Annotated in this window: 22 protein-coding genes and 1 other annotated feature (1 of these 23 running past the window's edge); of the genes, 3 read left to right on the top strand and 19 right to left on the bottom strand. The window is 37.5% G+C overall.

What is annotated here, in order from left to right:
• Positions 1-110 precede the first annotated feature (110 nt).
• The 3 genes from FC81_RS02530 to ccpA form a co-directional block, all read right to left on the bottom strand.
• Positions 111-839, bottom strand: coding sequence for a YebC/PmpR family DNA-binding transcriptional regulator (locus tag FC81_RS02530; protein ID WP_057742721.1), 729 nt, complete (start codon positions 837-839; stop codon positions 111-113).
• A 97-nt stretch (positions 840-936) separates the two neighbouring features.
• Entirely contained in the window at positions 937-1,437 is a 501-nt protein-coding gene (locus FC81_RS02525; RefSeq protein ID WP_057742719.1) for a VanZ family protein, read from the bottom strand.
• A gap of 111 nt (positions 1,438-1,548) precedes the next feature.
• Positions 1,549-2,550: a catabolite control protein A gene (gene ccpA, locus FC81_RS02520; RefSeq protein ID WP_057742717.1), complete on the bottom strand. Its 1,002-nt coding sequence runs from the start codon at positions 2,548-2,550 to the stop codon at positions 1,549-1,551.
• Positions 2,551-2,729: 179 nt separating this feature from the next.
• Between ccpA and FC81_RS02515 the strand changes: the two genes are divergently transcribed.
• Entirely contained in the window at positions 2,730-3,833 is a 1,104-nt protein-coding gene (locus FC81_RS02515) for an aminopeptidase P family protein (RefSeq protein WP_057742715.1), read from the top strand.
• Positions 3,834-4,061: 228 nt separating this feature from the next.
• Here FC81_RS02515 and FC81_RS02510 read toward each other — a convergent pair whose 3' ends face one another.
• Complete coding sequence (locus FC81_RS02510; RefSeq protein WP_057742713.1) at positions 4,062-4,526, bottom strand: hypothetical protein; 465 nt, start codon at positions 4,524-4,526, stop codon at positions 4,062-4,064.
• 26 nt (positions 4,527-4,552) lie between these two features.
• On the bottom strand, positions 4,553-4,960 hold the full coding sequence (locus FC81_RS02505) for a DUF948 domain-containing protein (protein WP_057742711.1): 408 nt from the start codon (positions 4,958-4,960) through the stop codon (positions 4,553-4,555).
• Between the two features lie 165 nt (positions 4,961-5,125).
• Here FC81_RS02505 and FC81_RS02500 point away from each other — a divergent pair, with 165 nt between their 5' ends.
• Positions 5,126-6,040, top strand: a complete 915-nt coding sequence (locus FC81_RS02500; protein WP_057742709.1) for a mechanosensitive ion channel family protein — start codon at positions 5,126-5,128, stop codon at positions 6,038-6,040.
• Positions 6,041-6,146: 106 nt separating this feature from the next.
• Here FC81_RS02500 and FC81_RS02495 read toward each other — a convergent pair whose 3' ends face one another.
• The 3 genes from FC81_RS02495 to cbpB form a co-directional block, all read right to left on the bottom strand.
• Positions 6,147-7,298 carry an N-acetyldiaminopimelate deacetylase gene (locus tag FC81_RS02495; protein ID WP_057742708.1) on the bottom strand — a complete coding sequence of 384 codons (1,152 nt, stop codon included), beginning with the start codon at positions 7,296-7,298 and terminating at the stop codon, positions 6,147-6,149.
• Positions 7,299-7,478: 180 nt separating this feature from the next.
• Positions 7,479-8,186 (bottom strand): 2,3,4,5-tetrahydropyridine-2,6-dicarboxylate N-acetyltransferase, encoded by a 708-nt coding sequence (gene dapD, locus FC81_RS02490; protein WP_057742706.1) that lies wholly within the window; start codon positions 8,184-8,186, stop codon positions 7,479-7,481.
• Between the two features lie 194 nt (positions 8,187-8,380).
• Positions 8,381-8,860, bottom strand: coding sequence for a cyclic-di-AMP-binding protein CbpB (gene cbpB / locus FC81_RS02485; RefSeq protein WP_057742705.1), 480 nt, complete (start codon positions 8,858-8,860; stop codon positions 8,381-8,383).
• A gap of 146 nt (positions 8,861-9,006) precedes the next feature.
• Here cbpB and FC81_RS02480 point away from each other — a divergent pair, with 146 nt between their 5' ends.
• Entirely contained in the window at positions 9,007-9,741 is a 735-nt protein-coding gene (locus tag FC81_RS02480) for an MIP/aquaporin family protein (RefSeq protein ID WP_057742703.1), read from the top strand.
• Between the two features lie 217 nt (positions 9,742-9,958).
• Here the strand turns inward: FC81_RS02480 and FC81_RS02475 are convergent, their stop codons facing one another.
• The 11 genes from FC81_RS02475 to FC81_RS02425 all read right to left on the bottom strand — a co-directional run bounded on the left by FC81_RS02475 (position 9,959) and on the right by FC81_RS02425 (position 18,516).
• Positions 9,959-10,930, bottom strand: a complete 972-nt coding sequence (locus tag FC81_RS02475; RefSeq protein ID WP_057742701.1) for a Gfo/Idh/MocA family protein — start codon at positions 10,928-10,930, stop codon at positions 9,959-9,961.
• Positions 10,931-11,020: 90 nt separating this feature from the next.
• Positions 11,021-12,097 carry a histidinol-phosphate transaminase gene (gene hisC / locus FC81_RS02470; protein ID WP_057742699.1) on the bottom strand — a complete coding sequence of 359 codons (1,077 nt, stop codon included), beginning with the start codon at positions 12,095-12,097 and terminating at the stop codon, positions 11,021-11,023.
• A gap of 21 nt (positions 12,098-12,118) precedes the next feature.
• On the bottom strand, positions 12,119-12,439 hold the full coding sequence (gene hisE / locus FC81_RS02465) for a phosphoribosyl-ATP diphosphatase (RefSeq protein ID WP_057742698.1): 321 nt from the start codon (positions 12,437-12,439) through the stop codon (positions 12,119-12,121).
• A 2-nt stretch (positions 12,440-12,441) separates the two neighbouring features.
• Complete coding sequence (gene hisI, locus FC81_RS02460; RefSeq protein WP_057742697.1) at positions 12,442-12,768, bottom strand: phosphoribosyl-AMP cyclohydrolase; 327 nt, start codon at positions 12,766-12,768, stop codon at positions 12,442-12,444.
• On the bottom strand, positions 12,765-13,523 hold the full coding sequence (gene hisF, locus FC81_RS02455) for an imidazole glycerol phosphate synthase subunit HisF (RefSeq protein ID WP_057742695.1): 759 nt from the start codon (positions 13,521-13,523) through the stop codon (positions 12,765-12,767). Before hisF ends, hisI begins: the two co-directional genes overlap by 4 nt.
• Position 13,524: 1 nt before the next feature.
• The gene (gene hisA / locus FC81_RS02450) at positions 13,525-14,238 is read right to left on the bottom strand and encodes a 1-(5-phosphoribosyl)-5-[(5-phosphoribosylamino)methylideneamino]imidazole-4-carboxamide isomerase (RefSeq protein ID WP_057742694.1); all 714 of its coding nucleotides are present in this window, start codon (positions 14,236-14,238) and stop codon (positions 13,525-13,527) included.
• Entirely contained in the window at positions 14,235-14,846 is a 612-nt protein-coding gene (hisH, locus tag FC81_RS02445; RefSeq protein WP_057742692.1) for an imidazole glycerol phosphate synthase subunit HisH, read from the bottom strand. Before hisH ends, hisA begins: the two co-directional genes overlap by 4 nt.
• Positions 14,847-15,431: an imidazoleglycerol-phosphate dehydratase HisB gene (gene hisB / locus FC81_RS02440; protein WP_057742691.1), complete on the bottom strand. Its 585-nt coding sequence runs from the start codon at positions 15,429-15,431 to the stop codon at positions 14,847-14,849.
• Positions 15,428-16,717 carry a histidinol dehydrogenase gene (hisD, locus tag FC81_RS02435; RefSeq protein ID WP_057742689.1) on the bottom strand — a complete coding sequence of 430 codons (1,290 nt, stop codon included), beginning with the start codon at positions 16,715-16,717 and terminating at the stop codon, positions 15,428-15,430. Before hisD ends, hisB begins: the two co-directional genes overlap by 4 nt.
• A complete protein-coding gene (hisG, locus tag FC81_RS02430; protein WP_057742688.1) occupies positions 16,704-17,369 on the bottom strand; it encodes an ATP phosphoribosyltransferase in 666 nt (221 codons plus the stop codon). The genes hisD and hisG overlap by 14 nt, the downstream gene beginning before the upstream one ends.
• Positions 17,344-18,516 (bottom strand): ATP phosphoribosyltransferase regulatory subunit, encoded by a 1,173-nt coding sequence (locus tag FC81_RS02425; RefSeq protein WP_057742685.1) that lies wholly within the window; start codon positions 18,514-18,516, stop codon positions 17,344-17,346. The genes hisG and FC81_RS02425 overlap by 26 nt, the downstream gene beginning before the upstream one ends.
• 46 nt (positions 18,517-18,562) lie before the next feature.
• Positions 18,563-18,757, bottom strand: a binding site (T-box leader) (it continues 44 nt past the right edge of the window).

Genomic DNA, 18,757 nt, shown 5'->3' with positions numbered 1-18,757 from the left:
TTTTACTCTTTATTTTTCATTCCAACAAAAAAGGGTAGAAGTAATATGCGCTACTCCCTACCCTTGTAATTTATTGTTAATCCAGATCACAATTCTTAATGAAAATAAAGTTATTCTTCTGGAAGCTCTCCAGCATGATACACTGCTGAAACATCATCTTCATCTTCCAAACGATCAATCATTTTTTCAAATTGTTCAACCTTGTCTGCTGGAACAGGAACATAGTTCTGGGGAACCATGGTCAATTCGGCTGTATCAAGATCATACTTCTTTTGTAATTGATCACGAACAGCAGCAAAGTCCTTAGAATCAGTGTAAATTTCAAAAACATCATCTTCCGTTTGTAAATCCTCAGCACCCGCATTGATTACATCTTCAAACATCTGATCTTCATCTACATCAAGATCTTCACGTGCAATTGCGATGTATCCCTGACGATCAAACATAAAGCTAACCGATCCTGACTCACCTAAATTTCCGCCATTTCGTGTAAAATCAGCTCGAACGGCTGACGCAGTACGATTACGGTTATCTGTCAGTGCATGAACAAGCACTGCAACGCCACCTGGGCCGTAACCTTCATACGTAATTTCTTCGTAGTTTGCGCCATCAGCTCCAGTAGACTTATCAACAGCACGTTTAATGTTATCTTTAGGCATATTTGCCGCACGTGCTTTATCAATCATTAAACGAAGTTGTGGGTTAGAATCCGGATCAGGACCACCACTCTTTGCAGCCATATAGATCTCTCGTGATAATTTCTGGAAAATTTTTCCACGTTTAGCATCTTGGGCATTTTTGCGTCCTTGGATGTTATTCCATTTAGAATGTCCTGACATTTCTAATACCTCTTTCCGATAATTTCTTGAAAAATTGACGTTACAGTCGCTTTTCATAGTAACAAATCATAACACTTAACGCAACAACTTATCAAAGCTAGCGTCCCTTTTTATGTCTCAGTAAAAAAAGAACCACACAACTTACCCCAACAAGAGCACCTATTCCATCTAAGATAACATCTTGAAATAAAGGTGTTCGGTCACCAGTAATCATCTGATGAAATTCATCTAATGCGGCATAGCCAATAGCAGATAAAGTACCAATTGCAATTGTTAACAATTTATTTTTAAGACGTGGACCTAACCCAGCTGCCAAGGAAGCACCCAGCAGTAAGTAGATTGAAAAATGAGCGCCTTTTCTGATAAAAAACTCAAGAAACTTAAAATAGCCCACTTGACTAACGCTGATCGTTTCATTTGCATAATGAAATGACCATTGACTCAAAAATACTTCAAACGGTTTGTTTGTCAAAAACCTTTCCAAAAAAGGTACTGACGTCTGTTGGCGATATGTCATTGAAGAACTGATAAATAAGATGACCATAATTAGCAATGCCAGTAAGAGATAAGTATTCGAACTTGGCTTATTAATTCGCATCAAAAACACCTCAAAATAAATTTATAAAAAAACACTGCTTGATCAAGAAAAAAATAATTAACTCTCTAAGTCAGCTTAACAATTATCTTTTCAGCGTTTTATCGCAGCTAATTATTTAGTCGACGAACGTTTGATATAGCCATAAGGTAATTCAACTGTTTTTTCAGTTACTTCTTCTTTATTCATTAGCTTCGTCAAAAAGCGCATCGAAACTGCTCCAATATCATAGAGCGGCTGTGTTATCGAGGAGAGCTTAGGGCGAACAATTTCTGTTATTTTAGAATTATTACTTGTTATAACTTCAAATTCTTCTGGAACCTCTACACCTGCATCCTGTGCACCGTTTAAAACGCCTGCTGCTAACTCATCGTCCCCTACATAAGCTGCCGTTGCTCCTGCTGAAACAATTGCTGGCCATAAAATTTCACCAGCACGGTAACTATAATCTGTCTCAAATACCAGTTCTTCATCAAATTCAATTCCATTTTTAGCAAGGACATTTTTATAACCCTTTAATCGATACTCACTATTGATTGGTTCATCTAACGGTCCAGAAATAAAAGCAATCTTCTTATTGCCATGATTGATCAAATCTGAAATAGCTTCTTCAACAGCAGCAACATAATCAATATGCACACTACCTAATTCTTCCTTGTTATCCACTGAACCAGCTAAAATAATCGGTGTCTTACTGCGGTCAAACTGAACCCGCAATTCGTCACTAATTTTATTACCCATGTAGATAATACCGTCTACTTGTTTAGCCAACAATGTATTTAAAACTTGAATCTCCTTTTGAGCATTCCCATCTGAGTTTGCAAGGATAATATTATATTTATACATCGTTGCAACATCATCGATCCCACGTGCAAGTGATGAGAAATAAACATTTGTTACATCAGGAATAATTACTCCCACCGTTGTCGTTTTTTTACTTGCAAGTCCGCGAGCAACCGCATTAGGTCGGTAATCCAAGCGATCGATTACCTCTAAAACCTTTTTGCGTGTCGCTGGCTTAACATTCGGATTTCCATTAACAACTCTAGAAACCGTAGCCATTGAAACTGCTGCTTCACGTGCAACATCATAAATTGTAATTGTTTGTTTTTCCATGATTGGCCCTTTCTTGTTTTCATTCATTTTCATTAACGTTATCTAACTTATCAAAAAAAAAGAGTAAATGCAAGCGTTTCATAGCTTAATTGTCGTCTTTTCATACTCTTTTCATTTTCTATAATCTCGTGAACAGTGGCTATGGTATAATTTAACTATTAAATCAAAGGAGCGATTATATGTCACATATTGAAGCTGTGCAAAAATGGCTTGCTGCTAATAACTATCAAGTTGGTTACATCAGTGGTCCTAAAAACATTCAATATTTCACTAATTTTTACAGTGATCCTGTTGAACGTGTACTTGCACTTTTTGTTTTTCCCGATAAAGATCCCTTTTTATTTGCCCCAGCACTAGAAGTTGAGGCCATTAAAGATACTGGTTGGAAGTACCCTGTCTATGGTTACCTAGATCATGAAGATCCTTTTGCGATTATCGCCGCTAAAATCCGTAACAGAATTACTGCCCCCAAACGGTGGGCGTTAGAAAAAGGTAATTTAAATGTCAGTCGGTATGAGGAATTAAATAAATTATTTCCTCAAGCAGAATTTACCGGTGATCTTACCCCCTTCATCCAAAAGGAACAGCTACTTAAGACAGCTGATGAAATCAAGAAACTAGAGATTGCTGGTAAATGGGCTGACTTTGCTTTCCAAGTCGGTTTTGATTCTTTGCAAAAAACACGTACAGAACAAGATGTTGTTGCAGAGATTGAATATGCTTTGAAAAAGAAAGGTATCACACATACCAGTTTTGACACCATTGTCCAAAGTGGTACAAATGCAGCTGAACCACACGGCTTTCCTAAAACAGATTATATTAACGAAAACGCCTTGGTTCTCTTTGATCTCGGCGTTATTTACCAAGGATATATTTCCGATGCCAGTCGGACAGTTGCTTTTGGCGAGGTCAACGCTAAAGCTAAAGACATTTACGATGTTTGCCTTGAAGCACAATTAACCGCTCAAGCAGCTGCTAAACCCGGTATGATAGCGGAAGACTTAGATAAAATAGCTCGTGATATTATTACCAAGGCCGGTTATGGTGAGTACTTTATCCATCGTCTAGGCCACGGGATGGGCCAAAGTGAACACGAATTTCCTTCAATTATGGCCGGCAATAAAATGGAATTACAACCCGGAATGTGTTTCTCGATCGAACCTGGTATTTATATTCCCGGCGTTGCTGGTGTTCGGATTGAGGACTGCGTCCATATTACTGCTGATGGCTGTCTTCCTTTTACACACACACCTAAAGAACTCCAAGTTATTCCTATTCGCTAAATAAATTTCCGCCAACTACCAGATATTTCCGTACGAATATCGTATGGAGTCAGTAAATAGTTTCACTTAATTGGCACTAACTAGCTAAAAAATAGCTTAATATTAATTATCAATAAAACAGCTGGATCAAGAAAAAACTTTGATTCAGCTGTTTTTATTATATTTAAAAAGACCTGATTCAAAAATGAACCGGTCCCTTTAGCCAAATAAACTGACTTTATCTTATAGTTAATCTTGTTGTGGATAAAAAACTTCTGTTGGTTGATCTCCTTCAGTCTCAGCAGCTTGCTTAGCCTGACCAAAAGCGGAACGACCATCAATTACAATGTCAGTCTCTGGAGCTAAGTCATCATAATCAACTTTTGCTTTTTCAAATTGTTTTTTTAAATCAGACGTTGCATCTTTCAAAGAGTCAAATGCTTTATTAACATTATCGTTGTCCTTTAAATCTTGGGCTTTCTTAGAAAACTTTTGCTTTAGGTTCTCAAATTCACAGCCAAATTCATTTTTATCTTCAAAATAGTCTTTTGCATAGCGATAATATTTTAATGCTTTCTCAGATCCTTCGTCAGCTAAATTATTAGCTTTAGCGATCATTTCCTCGCGATGCTTATCCTTTAATAAATATCGTGTTGCAAAATATGCAGCAACACCTGTTGTTAATGTGATTGCAATTGCTGTTTTCTTCCCCATCAAACCATCCCCTTAAATTATCTTACTTACCGCTTACTTTTTTTATGCCACATACTATAAACTTTTTTCAACACTCCAGCTGTCATGGTTACTTTGCCAACACTTTTAGTTGAAGATGAAAAGCTCCCAACTAAATTACGACTTGCATTGTTTAAATCAGAGACACTCTCACTCAAATCTGCTACTGTTTGGAAAAGTGGGTCAATTTTTTTGGACTTACCATTGACATCCTCTAATAGCACATTTGATTTAGATAAGATAGCTTCAACCTCTTTTGAAATTGCGTCAGCATCATTGCGCAATATTTTAACACTTTGGTTAACTTCATTCATTGTTTTTGCAACTTTAATTAAAACAACACACATAAAAATGACAAGTAACAAGAATGCCAGTGCAGCGATCAAACCCGCTAGTTGTCCCAAAGATAGTGTCATATAACCGCCTCCTCATTTTTACTACTTATCCTTAGAATAGCATTGCCTTTCTAAAACTTCAATTAAAAGACAAATTAACGGCTTAACCAAATCTTTTAAAAAACAATCCTACTCTAGCCCCTTTTTTTTGCTATTATAATAATATAGTTAAAGGAGAGTCGTTATATGCAATATTTTATCTTAGGTGCTAAGAATTCATCCCTAACTGCAGATGTTTCTCATCAAGTTAGCCGCCAAACCAATTTTTTTACCAGTTACTTTGCAAGTATTAACTGGAATCAGATAATCAGTAAAATAGTGACTATTTTTCTATCACTGCTTTTGCTTTCACTTTTCTTCATTCTAGTCAACTGGGTGGGTAAAAGAATTATCTCGCGTAGTTTTAAAACAACTCGTAAGAATGAACACCTAACTGTTAATCGAATCAACACTATTTATACTTTATCTCTAAATATCTTTCACTACTCTGTTCTCTTTTTCTATTTCTACGCTGTTTTATCTGTTCTAGGAATTCCTGTAGGAACATTAATTGCTGGTGCTGGGATTATGAGTGTTGCTTTAGGTTTAGGAGCTCAGGGATTCGTAACTGACGTCGTAACTGGCTTTTTTATCCTTTTAGAGCAACAGTTCGATGTTGGCGATGAAGTTAAGATCGGACTAATTGAGGGAAGTATCCATGCTATCGGGCTACGAACAACTCAAATTATTGGCTATGATGGAACACTGCATTTTATTCCCAATCGTAATATTACGATCGTCAGCAATCTCTCTCGTAATGATATGCGTGCATTAATCGATATTTATTTTGATCCTACTGAAAACATTAAAGATATGTCCCTTATTATTAAAAAGGTCAATGAAAAACTAACACCTCATTTTCCTGATATAACAAAGAAACCAACTTTATTAGGTACTGTTGACAGCGGTAAAGGTTCTTTAGCCCTACGTGTTGTTATCTACACCAAAAATGGAGCTCAGTACGAAATCCAAAGAACTTTTCTAGCGGCTTATCTAGAGGAACTTACTAAAGCCGGTTTTAAAATTAATAACTCACCACTTAATTTGGCCAATGCGCAATAGTCAAAGTAAAGCTGAACGATATTTATAAAACAAGGTGTAAAGTCAAAAAGCAAATTGACTTTACACCTTGTTTATTTTTTAATTAGCTAAAATCTAATCCGCTTTATTATTTATCAGTTGCTACTTCATGTTGTCTAACTCTCAGGAACCCAGTCATCGCCTCAACACCCTTGATAATTGCACCTTCTTTGGGCGCAAAGAATTCAGAATGTAATGAATACTTACTTTCAACACCGAGCCAGAACATCGTTCCCGGAATTTTGGAAAGTAGAAAGCCAAAGTCCTCTCCCGTCATTGCTGGCCTAGTTTCAATGAAATCGACATTGGCTGCTGATTTCATATATTTAATAAAGGCAGCTGTCGTTTGTACATTATTCTCAACAGGATAGTATCCACCTTGATGCAAATCTAATTCTAATTGGCAATCATATGTGGCTGCTACTCCTTCTGCAATTTTCCGCACACGATTTTGGATTAAAAGATTCATATCTTGTGTTAAAGCACGAATCGTCCCATCGATTTGAGCTTTACCTGCAATAACATTACCAGTCTTTCCTGCCTCAAAGTGACCTAAGGTTACCACCCCTGCTTGAATTGGGTCAACATTGCGGCTAACAATTGTCTGGATCTGATTAACAAACTGCGCCCCTGCAACGACCATATCATTAGCGAATTGTGGAAAAGCTGCATGGCCACTTTCACCAATAAAACGTGCATGGATCTCGCACGTTCCAGCAAACAAAGTGCCTTGCCGACAACCAATTACTCCCATTGGAAGTTGTGGATTATCGTGAAAAGCATAGATTTCATCAGGCATCCATTCATCAAGAGCTCCACTCTCATAAAGCTGTTTACCGCCGCTTGCATTCTCCTCTGCAGGTTGGAAAATAAAGGTCATATTAACTGCTGGCTGATTGTCTGCAAAGAAGCTCAGAATTCCTAAGGCCACCGTCATATGAATATCATGTCCACAAGCATGCATTGTTGCTGGGTTTTCAGAGGAAAAAGGTAATCTTGTCTGTTCAACTACTGGCAGTCCGTCAATATCCGTTCGGTAACCAATTGTATATGTCGGATCCTTTCCTATAACTTTTACTAAAATAGCTGTCTGCCAAGTTTTTATTTCTAAATACTTTTGCGGCAGTGACTTAATAATTTCGAGTAACTTGGCTTGTGTTTTAAATTCTTTCATTCCAATTTCTGGTATTTTATGTAACTCTCTTCTAATTTTAATTAGCTTTTTTTCGTCAAGTACCATTTTATCAGTCCTTATTTTAAAGTATTTTAACTTCTAGCTTAGCTTATATTTTTAAAAACATAGGTAAATTCTCACAAACATATAAAAATAAGCTAACACATATAAGCAAGATTAAAATAAAGTGACTAGGTCAAAAGTTACCTTTTGTCCCAGCCACATTACTTTATAGCAACTTACTATTTACAGCTTACGCAAATCGTCAACAATTTCTGTTTTACCAGCAGCTACATCCGTAACATTTTTAATCTTTTTAGCTGGCATTCCAACTACAACTGTTCCTGGAGCAACATCTTTTGTTACCACAGAGCCAGCCCCAACAACAGCCCCTTTACCGATACGAACTCCTTCTAGCACAACTGCATTAGCACCAATTAGAACATCATCCTCAATTACTACCGGTTGCGCGGAAGGAGGCTCAACAACACCCGCTAAGACTGTGCCGGCACCAATATGACAGTGCTGACCCACAATTGCACGGCCGCCTAAAATAGCTCCCATATCAATCATTGAATTAGCGCCGATCTCGGCTCCAATATTAATAACTGCTCCCATCATTACAACAGCATTATCACCAATTTCAACTTGATCACGAATGACTGCTCCTGGTTCAATCCGTGCATTAAACTTCTTTTTATCCAAAAGCGCGACGCCAGTATTCCGTCCGTCATTTTCGACATGATATCCCTTGATTTTAGTATGATCTTCTAACAATGGCTGGATATCTTTCCAATCTCCAAATAAAATACCTGTTTTTTCTTCTAGATATGCGTCTACTTTAGTAGGGATCACGATTTTAGCCATCTCACCCTTAATATAAACTTTAACCGGCGTTTTCTTTTGAGATTCAGCAATGGTACGGATAATGTCATTTGCATCTAATTTAACCACAAAAACTCCTCCAATACTTTTAATCATTTTTCAGTTAGATAAGTAAGCCTGCTCAAAAGAACATTTGATTCAGTCCTCTTCTTTATTTCTTATACACAAACATTATAAGTCAGACTTATCCACTTAACTCTAAATTACAGCAAAAAGGACCGTAACTCTAGTTGTAATTCACATCAATATCGCATTTTAGTGACTTACGTTGTACTTTCATCTTTTTCGGAGACATTATAGTCCTTGTCAAGATCATGTGCAACATAATTAAAACTTTTCATAACTTCACGTCTAGTTACAATTCCAGTAAAGATTCCATCTTGATTAACTACAACTAAAAACGGCTGGTTAACCAACAAGTGTAATATTTCTTCAAAATCGTATGGCAATGTAATCGTTGGCGTATCTTTCTCCATAACATCACCCACTGTCTTACGACTCAACTTGGTAGCGTCAATACCATTCATCCCCAGCATTGTTTCAGTGATCATCGATAAAGATAATAGTCCCTTAAAATGTTGTTCATTATCTAGGACCGGGATTTTTGAATAACGAACCTTTGTCAAAACCAAAAATGCGTGGTCTAAGTGATTAGTCTCCTGAACGTTTGCGACAATTTCTGCTGGAATCAGAAAATGATCTTGGCGTTCATTTAACATATGTTCAACCGGTTTTGCTATCACATCATTAACCTCCTTCGGTCACTATTTATATTCTAGGGTATTTTTCGTCAAAAACCAACTATAACATCTAAAATTAAACGCTTACCGACATTTACTTTAAGTTATTTTATGATAAGATTAAAAAGTATTATTTTAAGGAGGTTATCATGGATTATTCACTAACAACACGGCTAGCAGCTGAATTTTTCGGAACAGCAATTATGATTATTCTGGGTAACGGTTCCGTTGCTACCGTCGATTTAGAACGTACCAAAGGAAGTAACAGCGGCTGGATCGTTATTTCGGTTGGGTATGGTTTTGCCGTTATGATTCCAGCATTGATGTTCGGCAGTATTTCAGGCAATCATATTAACCCAGCTTTTACTGTTGGTTTAGCCGTCTCCGGCCTTTTCCCTTGGAAAGAAGTTATTCCATACATAGTTGTACAGCTACTGGGTGCTATTGTGGGGCAATTAGTTATCTACGCTTGCTTTAAGCCTCATTATGATTTAACAGCCGACACCAATCGTGTTTTAGGAACTTTTTCAACTACAGACGCTACCAAGAGCAAGCTTAATGGTTTCATTAACGAATTTTTTGGTACTTTTACCTTAGTCTTCGGTGCACTAGGTATTACTAACGCGCCAACATTTGCCAAAGGTAACCAATTATCCGGCTTTATTGGAGTAGGCTTACTGGTGATGGTTATCGTTGCGTCCTTCGGTGGACCAACTGGACCTGCTTTAAACCCTGCACGTGACTTAGGCCCGCGTATCTTACACCAAATATTACCTTTAAAACATAAGGGATCGTCGCAATGGGACTATAGCTGGGTCCCCGTTGCAGCTCCACTTTTAGCCGGAATCTGTGCAGTTGCACTATTCAAAGTTATCTTTTTATAAACTAGCTTAAGCAACAAACATAATACCTGTAAGTGTTGGTGCATTAATTGCCAACACTTTTTATATTACAGTTATTAATAATCAAACAGTATGTTAGTTATTTACTTATCTACATTATAATATTTAAACACTATCTTAAAATTAATCTATCAAGCTATCAAAAAAGACCGGTCGTAATTGAGCCGGTCTTACTTAAAAAAAACTTAGTGATTGGTTACTAGTTCAAAGGATCACTGTACCATTTCTGGTATAGATTTTGGATAATACTCATCGTATGCATAGTTAGTTCTGGGGTCACAATCGGGCTTGTAGACACTCCACTATTCAAGCACTCTGCGACATGGTCAACTTCGTACACTAATTCATTTTTCTGATTCTCAAGAGCAAAGCGTTTCGTTCCCTGGGCATTTTCTAAAATTGCGGCAGCTCCCCTCCAATAATTCGGGATCTTTAACTTGCCTTTTGTTCCGTAGATTACCAGTTCATTTTCAACATCAAAATCAGTTGTTATCAGACTGTTAATAAGTATCTCACCGCATTTCAGAGCTAAGATACAGCTTGTATCTGCCTCACCAACCTGATTATATTCTAAGCCAGACCATTCATTTATCGGTTTATTTAATAAAAACTGGATAACACTTAGTAGATTTGATCCGCCATTGAATAAAGCACCACCACCTGCATCGAGTTGCGAAAACCATTCATCTTTATCAGTAATAGGATGCTTTTCCTTAACATCAATGAACTTTACTTCACCAATTGTTTTATCTTCAAGTAGTTCTCTCACCTTGTTCATGATTGGCAGAAAAAGGGCGCTTTGGGCTTCCATTATAAACCGCTTTTTCTTAGCTGCAAGCTGGAAAAGCTCGTTTGCTCCAACTTTATGTCGTGTAAAGGGATGCTCCAGCAAAACATTCTTATTATTCTCCAGCGCTTCTTTTGCACAATCGTAGCGCTCTTTGTTTTTCACTGGAATGTAAATAATATCGACCTCGCCAGACTGGCATAACTGTGTATAATTTTCATAAACAGTTGGTATCCCTAATTCAAGGGCAAATTGTTTGCTTTGTGCTGGTTCAGCATCCGCTACTCCGACAACAATACTACTATCACTAATTTCTAGTGCCCTTACAAACTTGGCTGCCTGTGTTGTCGCACCAATAATCCCATAACGAATTTTATCTGCCATATAATCTCACCTCATCTAAAATAGAAAACAATATAAATACTCATTTCTATTGTATCAAATAAATTGAGATACTCGCAGTAATAATATTAATTAACTATTTTTCTTTTTGACAATCATACTTTGGATCTTACGATTATCTTCAGGCTCACCAATCGTGATCCGCAACCAATTAGGTTTTAAGCCACGCCGCACCTGATACCCATGTGCTAACAATTCTTCCGCTAAAGCATCAGCTGTCGGGTACTGCAAAAAGATAAAGTTAGCTTGACTATGATAAAACTTAATGTTATTAACCGTCAGAAATTCTTCCCAACGTTCGCGTTCAATTTTGTTTTTAGCAACCGACTGATCAACGAAGCTCTGATCGTTCAAGCCAGCAAGTGCAGCGACCTGCGCAATTGAACTCAGATTATACGGTAACCGTGCCGCCTCCATATAGGCAGCGATTCTAGCTGAAACCACTGCGTACCCAACACGATAATTAGCTAACCCATACACTTTAGAAAAAGTCCTTAAAACTGCAATATTCTCAAATTTTTCAATTAACCTTAATGAGCTAGGTTCCTCATTATCAGTAACATAATTAATATAAGCCTCATCAATTAATATCAAAACTGAACTCGGAACCTTTTGAATGAACTTCTCAATATCACTGACTTCTTCATAAGTTCCGGTTGGGTTATTCGGATTGCATAACCAAATCATTTTCGTTTTGGGTGTAATTTTATCTAAGAAAGTAGCAAAAGAATATTTACCAGTTTGTTTGTTGCAAGCGATTTTAATAACCTGAGCATCTTCAATCTCAGCATGCAAAGCATATTCTGAAAAAGTTGGATCAGTTACTAGAACCTCATCACCTGACTCAAGAAAAATCCGTGAAAACATCGCAATTATTTCATCAAGCCCAACACCAAAAACGAGTCTTTGGGCATCAACCTTTAATTTACTTGCCACTGCTGTTCTTAGTTTTAAAGCATAGCTGTCTGGGTAACGGTTTTCTTCTCCAAAACTCCACTTTAAAACTGCTTCCTTCACGTGAGGCGACGTTCCATACGGATTTTCATTGGCTGAAAGCCTAACAAGCTTTTTTAAACCATATCGTTGTTTAACATCACTTAGCGATTCCTCTGGCGTATAGCTTTGAATTGCTTGGATTTGCTTTTTCATCTAAGCTACCTCTTTTCTCTTTTACAAGTCTGTGATTTCTGGGCGATCTTTCGTTTTACTCATTAATCCTTCACGTTTTGCAAGTTCTTTTTTTATTTCATCGTATGAAACTTTTTGTTCAGCTAATAAAACCATTACGTGATAAAGCAAATCTGCCGTTTCATAAATCAATTCATTGCGGTCAGGGTTTTTTGCTGCTACAACTACTTCAGTTGCTTCTTCTCCTACTTTCTTTAAAATTTTATCTAACCCTTTAGTATAAAGGTAATCGGTATATGATCCTTTTTTAGGATTGTTCTTTCTTTCTAAAACTAGTTTGTATAATTCTTCTAAGTCTTGCATAATTAGTTCCTCCTATTTTTTAAATCAACTTTATTAAAAAAACAACTTGTCTGCCCAGTGTGACATGCCGGTCCATTGGGTGTAACTTCAACAAGTAGTGTATCTTTATCACAATCCAGCGTCATTTTATTAACCTTTTGTGTATGCCCACTTTCCTCTCCTTTATGCCATAGTTTTTGCCGTGACCTTGACCAAAACCAGGTCTGCTCAGTACTAAGTGTTTTACGATAACTTTCTTCATTCATCCAAGCTACCATCAAGACTTCCCGTGAACTTGAGTCAATAACAACCGTCGTTAAAAGTCCCTTTTTAAAATTAGGATAATTCATCTGACGTTCACCCCCGCAGCAGTTAAAGCTTGTTTAACTTGTGGAATTGTCAATTCTCCAAAGTGAAAAACTGATGCAGCTAGTGCACCATCAACTGGTGCTTCTGTAAAGATTTTAGTAAAATCGGCTATCTTACCTGCTCCACCCGATGCAATCAACGGAACATCCACAACCGCAGCTATTTCCCGATATAATTCAACATCAAAACCGGTTTTAGTCCCATCCTTGTCCATACTTGTAACAAGGAGCTCCCCAGCACCTAAAGCCACAGCTTGCTTAGCCCACTCAATCGCATCCATTTCTGTTGCTTGTTTGCCACCATGTGTATAAACTCGCCGGTGTGCGGTACCTGGGTCTTTTTTCACATCAATCGCAACTACAATACATTGATTGCCAAATTTTTTAGCTCCCGCCTGGATTAACTGTGGATTGGCAACTGCAGCTGAATTCAAGGCTATTTTATCGGCACCTGCTTTAAGTAGTTTTTGCATATCAATTAAATCCTTGACCCCACCGCCAACCGTTAGCGGCATAAACACTTGACGTGAAACATTCTCAACAACATCTATCATTGTTGCCCTTTTTTGATTAGTTGCGGTAATATCAAGGAAAACCAGCTCATCGGCCCCTTGACGTTCATACTCTGCAGCAATCGTTGCCGGGTCACCAACATCTGCTAAGTTAACGAAATTTATACCTTTTTTTACCCTATTATTGTCAATATCCAGACACGGAATTATCCTTTTAGCCAGCATTTCATTCCACCTCAGCAATCTGTTTTAAGGTTAACTCGCCTTCGTAAAGTGCCTTTCCAACAATTATGTCATCAATACCATTCTTTCTTAGATTTTTAATATCCTCTAAGTTGCGCACGCCACCTGAGGCGATAATATTGCAATCTTGAAAAGACCTTTTTAAACCTAAAAGAAGTTCAACGTTAGCTCCTTGCATCGTTCCATCACGAGCAACATCAGTTACAATAAAATGTCGTGCACCTACTTGGCGCATCGCAGCGATTAAGTCCATCATCGTTGTTTCAGATTGCTCTAACCAACCATTGATCGCAACTTTACCATTCGTTCCGTCGACACCAATAACTATTTTTTCAGCTCCGTATTGGGCAAGTGCTTTTTTTACAAAATTAGGATCCTTTAAAGCTGCTGAGCCAATAATAATGCGATTCAAACCTAATCCTAAATAGGATCTTAACTGTTCAAAGTTTCGGATTCCACCGCCAAGTTCTATTAGCCCTTCAAATTTTTCTCTGATATGCTTAATTACATTTAAATTCTGCGGTTTCCCCGCTTTAGCACCATCTAAATCAACTAAATGAAGCTGGGATAGTCCGCTCTCATTAATTTTCTGGGCTTGTTCAACAGGATCTTCATTAATTAATATTTTTCTTGTAAAGTCCCCTTGAAATAAACGGACACTTTTTCCTCCTTGCAGATCAATCGCTGGAAAAATCATTTAATCACTATCCTTTCAACGAATGTTTTCAGCAGGTCAAGCCCTACTTGCCCACTTTTTTCAGGATGAAATTGCATCCCAAAAACATTTTCCTTTTGAACAACTGCTGGAACAGCAACTGAATATTCCACTTCTGAGATAACATATTTTGACGCACACTTTGCATAGTAAGAATGCACAAAATAAGTATATTTGTTCTCTAATATCTTGAATTCAGAATGAGGCTGACAAAGCCTATTTTTATTCCAGCCCATTTGTGGTATTTTAAAACCTTTTTTCTCTGGTAGTCCCCTGACTGTTCCTGGAATTAAATGCAACCCTTCAGTAACGCCATATTCGCTAGAAGAATCAAAAAGCAGCTGCATCCCTAAGCATATTCCTAATAAAGGAATTCCCTTCCCCACTGCTTTACGCAGAGTAACATCCAGTTTTTTAGTTTCCAAGATGCTCATTGCTTTTTGAAATGCTCCGACCCCTGGTAGAATAATGGCCTCGCTCGCGAGTAATTCAGCAGGATCGTCGGTTAATTTTGTTTCAACTCCAATATAAGCAAAAGCCTTTTGTAAATTATAGGTATTTCCTGCATCGTAATCCACTAGCGTTATCATTTAGATCACACCCTTTGTTGAATTAACTCCTTGAATTTCAGGATTAAGCGTAACTGCCTGCCGCATGGCTCTTCCAAAAGCCTTAAATAAACTTTCTATCTTATGGTGCGTATTGCGACCATATAAAACTTCAGCATGTAAATTCATTTCAGTGCTAAAGGCTACCGCTTGAAAAAAGTCTTCAACAATTTCTGTTTCAAAGCTTCCTAGACGTGGATTCGTTAATTCAGCATTAAAGATAAGGTAAGAACGACCGCTCAAGTCAACACAAACACGCCCTAATGTCTCATCCATCGGAACAAATGCTGTTCCATAACGTTCAATTTGTTCTTTTTTACCCAGCGCTTGTTTAAAACATTCTCCTAAAACAATTCCCGTGTCCTCTACCGTATGATGTGCATCAACATTCAAGTCCCCGGTCGCCTTAACTTTTAGTCCAAATCGTCCGTGCTTAGCAAACAAAGTCAGCATATGATCAAAAAAACCAACACCTGTTTCAATCTCAATACCTGTTTGTTGGTCGAGGTCAAGGCTGATACTAATCTGTGTTTCAGCTGTTTTACGTGTTATCGTAGCTTTTCTCATTGATCATCATCTCCTTTAAATCTAGACTCAACTGCTCGTGCATGTGCTTCAAGTCCTTCCGTTCGGGCTAAAGTTGTAATTGCCTTGAGATCTTTACGCAAAGCCTCTTTTGAAAATTGGATAAAAGATGTTTTTTTGATAAAATCATAGACTCCTAAAGGTGATGAAAACTTAGCTGTTCCACCAGTTGGTAATACATGATTAGGTCCGGCCACATAATCACCTAAAGGCTCCGAAGCGTACTTACCCAAGAAAACTGAGCCCGCATTACGGATCGAACTGAGGTATTGCATTGGATCGGCTAATTGCACCTCTAAGTGCTCAGGGGCCACATCATTCATTAATGTAAACATCTCTGCAACTGAATCCATGATTGCAATAAAGCTCCGTTCCTTGATGGCAACTTCAGCTATTGCCTTACGTGGTAGTGTCATAAGCTGTTTTTCAACTTCACCGCTAACTGCAGTAGCTAATGTCTGACTATTTGTAATTAAAATCGCACGTGCACGCTTATCATGTTCTGCCTGTGATAACAAGTCTGCTGCCAGTTGTTTAGCATCAGCTGTTTGATCAGCCAAAATTCCAATCTCTGAAGGCCCGGCTACCATATCAATCGCAACTTGCCCAAAAACTTGCTTCTTAGCTGTTGCCACAAAAATATTTCCCGGGCCAACTATTTTATTAACACGTGGAATTGATTCAGTTCCATAAGCCAATGCCGCAATGGCTTGTGCTCCGCCTATTTGATAAACAGCCGTTACGCCAGCAACTTTAGCAGCCGCTAAAACAGCCGGTGCTACCCCATCTTTTTGTGGTGGAGTTACCATGATAATCTCATCCACACCAGCTATTTTAGCTGGTAAAGCATTCATCAAAATAGTTGAGGGATATGCTGCAGTTCCGCCTGGAACATATAAGCCAACACGCTGTAATGGGGTAACTTTTTGACCACGAATGATCCCCGGCAGTTTAGCATCAATAAAGCCATGTTCTAATTCCATCTTATGATAGGCAATAATATTATGCTTAGCTAGCTGGAGGGCATCTTTTAAATCAGGTGAAATATTTTGGTAAGCTTCATCTAATTGGCTGCTCGAGATACGCAAGCCATCAAGCTCAACTTTATCAAATTGTTTTTCATAAGATTTAAGTGCTTCATCACCCTTTGTTCTAACTTTTTCAATAATCTGTGCAACTTGTTTTTCTATCTCTAAATCTGTCGTCTGTATTGTATAACGACGAACGATCTTTTTCATTTCAGTTAATGATTCATTATAAATTTTCATCTGTACTTAATTCCCCTTTACTTTTTTCTTCTAAAACGGCTTTCTCCAACTGATCTGTCAAATTAAATATCTCTCGGGAATGCTGCTTAAGTGACATTCGATTGACAACCAAATGAGTCGAAATCTTATTCAAATAATCAAATATTTTTAAATTATTCTCTTTTAATGTCGTGCCTGTTTCAGTAATATCAACAATAGCATCTGCTAAACCTATTAACGGTGCTAGTTCCACTGAGCCTTCGATTTTTATAATTTCAACATCTTGCCCCAATGATTCAAAATACCGCTTAGTTATCAGTGGGTATTTTGTCCCAATTATTTTACGTTCAGGGCTATCAACGTCAAAGTCTGCCGTTGAAGCTAAGACAAATTGACACTTACCAGTTTCTAGATCTAATAGCTCATACTGTTCATTTTGCTGCTCTTCAAGAATATCACTGCCAACGATCCCAATATCAGCTACACCTGCATTCAAATAAGTTGTAACGTCTGGTCCCTTTGCTAAGATAAATTCAAACTCACCGTTATTACACTGAATGATCAGTTTTCTTTTTTTATTTTTTAAAGGTACACAATTGATTCCCGCATGTTCTAATAACGGTATAACCTTCTTTTCGACCCGCCCCTTAGTTAGAGCTATTTTTAATGACATTTTCAACTTCACCTCGCTCACTTATTTTAAATAATGCAGCATTTTCTAAACGAACTTTTTTCTTAGCTTTTTCGAGATCATCTTCTAAAAGTAGTTCATAACTTATGTCTTGCAAAAGCTGTTCCGCAACCTCTTTTATTTGATCAGGTTCAAAAAATAAGTATTTCTTTTCTCTCTGGGTACTCTTAACCGTAATTACTTCAGCCAAAAGATCGATATCAATCCCCATCCCCACGGCAGGTTCCGGTTGCGCTTGAAAGCTTTCTAATAGTTGATCGTAACGTCCTCCGCTAAAAAGATACTCAGGGATTTCATCTACAAATCCCTTGAAAGTTATGCCTGTATAATACGGTTGCGGTGGTGCAATACTTAAATCAACGATTACCTTTTGATTGGGGAGCTTCGTAGCTAACTTGGCAATCGCTAACGTTTCGTTTAAGAAATGAGCCGCTTCTTTTGGTAGCTTAATACCTATAAGCATTTTTTTAATAGCACTAGTTTCTCCAAAAAGACGCGGCCACTTTTGAAGAAACACATAACTTGTCGTTTTCTCAAAACGTTTAATCAGTCGTTGATACTCAGGGATTCTTTTTCGATAAAGTTCATTTTTTATTTTTTCTTTAAGTGCTGTATCTGCAGTTAAACTATCTAAGATACTATCTGTAAAATACGCATGGCTAATTTCAAGTTTGACCTGACCGTTCAACCATTTCTGACTTATCCGGTTAATTAAAAGTAAACATTCCAGTTCCGCTTTTAAAGATGAATAACCAACTAATTCAATTCCCGCCTGTGTCATCTGATTATTTCTCCCTGACAACTCTTTGGCGATTTTAAATAGATCACCTACATAATAAAATTTTTGTGGTAATTTAATATTAGTTGTCGTTAACAATCGTGCAATCGGCAGTGTCAGATCTGGTCGCAAAACAACGGTCTTATTATTTTTATCAAGCAACTGATATGTTCGCATTTGTTTTAAATCAAAATTGGTAAAAACCTCTTGATACTCTAGTAATGGTGTATTAACTTTCATGAAATTTCTTTTTTGAAGGTACTGTTGTAATTTCGTTATCAACAGTTGCTTTTTAACAGCTCGTTCACCAAATTCGGCACGTGTCCCTAAAGGTAAGTTTATCTTGTGCATCTTATTTTCCCTCCTTAAAGTAAAAAAAGTCCTCTTAGCAAAATGCTAAGAGGACGAATTATCGTGGTTCCACCTCAATTTATTTATTTTTCACAAAATAAATCTCATGTTGAATTAATCAACAGGATAACGATCCTAGTCGAATAACCTTAGTAAAGTAATTAAATTACTCGTTCAGCTTATTAATTCATAGATGTGTTTCATTATCAGCATCCACCCTTTTCTCAGCAGCAAGGGCTCT

Source organism: Liquorilactobacillus capillatus DSM 19910, from assembly GCF_001434915.1.
Taxonomy (GTDB): Bacteria; Bacillota; Bacilli; order Lactobacillales; family Lactobacillaceae; genus Liquorilactobacillus; species Liquorilactobacillus capillatus.
The sequence above is the reverse complement of the archived record's forward strand: the minus strand, read 5'-3'. Positions and strand labels throughout refer to the sequence as shown.